Source organism: uncultured Porphyromonas sp., from assembly GCF_947254915.1.
In the GTDB taxonomy this organism is placed as follows: Bacteria; Bacteroidota; Bacteroidia; order Bacteroidales; family Porphyromonadaceae; genus Porphyromonas.
The window spans coordinates 1-3,656 of sequence record NZ_CAMYEZ010000150.1; the positions used below are offsets into that span (position 1 = coordinate 1).

A 3,656-nucleotide genomic window follows, 5' to 3' on the forward strand; every position below is an offset into this window, starting at 1 on the left:
CATCTAGACGATGGGGAGCTTTTGACACACGTATATATAAGGAAGCAGACTAAGAGAAGTAGTCTATAAGAGACATCAAGCTATGAGTAATCTAGTAGCCATCGTAGGGCGCCCCAACGTGGGCAAGAGTACCCTCTTCAACCGTCTGACCCGCTCTCGCCAAGCGATCGTCACAGACGAGGCGGGTACGACTCGTGACCGACAGTACGGCCACGTCACTTGGTGCGAGCGTACCTTTTCGATTGTAGACACGGGCGGATGGGTTTTGCGCAGTGATGATGTCTTTGAGGAGGAGATCAATAAGCAGGTACGCATAGCGGTCGAAGAGGCCGACTTGATACTCTTTGTCGTGGACATTCTCAACGGGGTGACGGACCTAGACGACGAGATAGCTCTCATGCTCCGACAGACCAGCAAGCCTGTCATCTTGGTGGCAAACAAGGCGGACAACTTTACCCAGCACAACGACGCTGCCGAGTTCTACTCCCTAGGTCTAGGCGACCCGCACCCTATCTCTGCGATTAACGGTTCCTCGACAGGTGACCTCCTCGATCACATCTTAGGACTACTCCCCAAGGAGGGCAATCATGAGCCTCTCCTTGAGCTTCCTCGCTTTGCCATCGTGGGCAGACCGAATGCGGGTAAGTCTTCGCTCCTCAATGCCCTCATCGGAGAGGAGCGCAACATAGTCACCGACCGCTCAGGCACCACGCGAGACAGTATCTTTGCTGAGTATGACAAGTACAATCAGCACTTCTACCTAGTTGATACGGCAGGTATCCGCAAGAAAGGCAAGGTCAACGAAGACCTTGAGTACTACTCGGTGATTCGGGCCATCCGTGCCATCGAAAATGCCGATGTCTGCATCATGCTCATCGACGCTACGAGAGGAATAGAGGCTCAGGACGCCAACATCTTTCGGGTGATCCAGCGCAATAACAAGGGGCTGGTCGTCTGCGTCAATAAGTGGGACCTCGTCGAGGATAAGAGCCTGCCCGTGCAGCGCACCATGGAGGAAGCAATCCGTGCTAGGTTCGCCCCCTTTACCGACTTCCCTATCATCTTCATCTCAGCACTCAACAAGCAGCGCATCCTGAAGGTGATCGAGATGGCGCAGCATGTCTACGATATGCGCTCGACCCGCATACCAACCCACGAGCTTAACCAAGTCTTGCTACCTCTCATCGAGAAGACTCCCCCACCCTCTATCAAGGGTAAGTACATAAAGATCAAGTTTGTTCAGCAGCTCCCCACAGCTGTGCCGACATTTGCCTTTTATGCCAACCTACCTCAGTGGGTGCGTGAGCCGTACAAGCGTTTCCTCGAAAATCAAATCCGCAAGAACTGGGACTTTTGCGGTACTCCCATCAATGTCTTCCTCAGAGAGAAGTAACCTTCCTCTTCACAGCCTATTATAAATATGGAGCAAGTAATAAAGGCGTCAGATCACACGAAGAGATATCTCATCATCCCCTCTGGAGGATCGGGCGTTCGTATGGGAGCTGAGCTACCCAAGCAGTACATCAAGCTGGGCGGCAAAACAATTCTTCAGCACACAGTCGAGGCGATGCTGCCCCATACTGACTTCATCATCCTAGGAGTCTCCTACGACTACTGGGTAGTCATCGAAGATACGATACAACGGATGCGCCTGGCAGACCGCATCCAGCTATCTGTAGCTGGCAAGACACGCTTTGATACCGTACGAAAGGCTCTACGGACCGTACCAGATGGAACTCTCGTTGGCATCCACGATGCGGTGCGTCCTTTTGTCTCTAAGGCTGTAGTGGACAAATGCTACGAAGAGGCTCAGCGTGTGGGTGCTGCCGTGCCTGTCCTACAGCTCTCAGAGAGCTTACGCTACCTCCCCGACGAAGGTGCAGGAGCACAACCTTCGCAAGCTGTAGATCGTAGTCGCTACCGCTTGGTACGCACACCACAAGTCTTCTGGTCGGAGCGCATCAAGGAGGCTTATCAGCAACCCTTTCAGGAGTGCTTCACCGACGACTGCTCTGTCTATGACCAGCTCTACAGCGACCTAGCTTTAGTGCCTGACACCACAGAGAATATCAAGATCACTACTCCTGATCAACTCTACTGGGCCGAGCATCTCCTGACCATATCCCATCAGGAGCGTATGCGACTTACACAGCAGCTGCTCTCAAGTCGGTAGCGCATCCTCCCCTCTCTGCCCATACTGCTATGAGCTTCTTGACCACACCCCTAGCAGATCTGCCTGGACTGGGCACCAAGCGGGCGCAACTAATAGCCGAAGAGCTAGACCTGCACACCTATCGGGATCTGCTCTACTACATCCCCTACCGCTACGCCGACCGTCGGGTCATCTACCCCATAGGTTCGCTTATGCCCTCTATGTCGGAGGTACAGGTTGAGGGGATTTTACAACCCTTTAGCGCACCCTCTTTGGGACGCAAGAGCAATCTCTCGGCACGCCTTATGGATGACACGGGAGAGTTGCTATTGGTTTGGTTCAAAGGGCAAGACTACATCCAGCGCTCTCTCACACCTGGATGCAAATATATCGTCTACGGCAAGCTACAGCTCTTCAATAATCAGCTACAGATCACACACCCTGAGATCAAGCCCGCAGACAAGCCCAACCCATCCGTCGGAGGGTACCAACCGATCTACCGAATCTCCGAGCGACTCAAGCGCTCCCGCATTGACTCCGCATTCTTAGGGCGCTACATCGACCAGCTTCTCCAGAGCCCCTACTTCTCTATCCCCGAGACGCTCTCCGAGCCACTCATAGCGCACCGCCATCTGGCGCCACTCCAGACTGCTATCAGATGGATTCATCACCCCCAGAGTGTCGAACAGGCGCAGGTGGCTAAGTTCAGACTCAAGTACGACGAACTCTTTTACCTCAATCTCTACCTACGTCGCCTAGCCGTCATGCAGCGCATGCGCTACGAGGGCTACCGACTAGATCAAGTGGGCCAGCTCTTCAACGGTCTATACCACGCACTCCCCTACGACCTCACGGGAGCGCAAAAGCGAGTCCTCCGTGAGATCCGTCGGGACACCCTCTCGGGTGCACAGATGAACCGACTCCTGCAGGGTGATGTGGGCAGTGGTAAAACTCTCGTCGCACTCTTTGCCATGCTCCTAGCCGTAGACAATGGTTACCAAGCCTGCATGCTCGCCCCGACGGAGATCCTAGCGCAGCAACACTACGAAACCATCTCCGAATTCGTCGAGGGGCTCGATGTCTCCATAGCACTCCTCACGGGAAGTAGCAAAACAAGAGAGAGACGCGAGACCTTGTCGGCACTAGCCGATGGTAGCCTCTCCATCTTGATCGGCACGCACGCTATATTAGAGGAGCGGGTTGCCTTTCGCAAGCTCGGCATGGCCGTCATTGATGAGCAGCACCGCTTTGGCGTAGCCCAGCGATCCAAGCTCTGGGGCAAGAACGTGCTGACACTCCCCCACATCCTCGTCATGAGCGCCACCCCGATACCCCGCACCCTAGCCATGACCATGTATGGCGACCTCGAGGTCTCGGTCATAGACGAAATGCCCCCTGGGCGCAAACCGATTACAACCGTCCAAATAGCAGAAAAGAAGAAAGAAACACCCTACAACCTCATCAACGAAACAATCAATCGTGGACAGCAGATCTACGTTGTCTT

Annotated in this window: 3 protein-coding genes; all 3 read left to right on the top strand. The window is 54.1% G+C overall.

Features of this window, described 5'->3' with window-relative positions; all coding sequences use genetic code 11:
* The first annotated feature begins 82 nt into the window (after positions 1 to 82).
* On the top strand, positions 83 to 1,393 hold the full coding sequence (der, locus tag Q0X57_RS07800; RefSeq protein ID WP_297729876.1) for a ribosome biogenesis GTPase Der: 1,311 nt from the start codon (positions 83 to 85) through the stop codon (positions 1,391 to 1,393).
* Positions 1,394 to 1,420: 27 nt separating this feature from the next.
* The gene (locus Q0X57_RS07805; RefSeq protein ID WP_297729878.1) at positions 1,421 to 2,173 is read left to right on the top strand and encodes an IspD/TarI family cytidylyltransferase; all 753 of its coding nucleotides are present in this window, start codon (positions 1,421 to 1,423) and stop codon (positions 2,171 to 2,173) included.
* 29 nt (positions 2,174 to 2,202) lie between these two features.
* Positions 2,203 to 3,656: ATP-dependent DNA helicase RecG (locus Q0X57_RS07810; RefSeq protein WP_297729880.1), on the top strand; the 1,454-nt coding region annotated here is incomplete at its 3' end.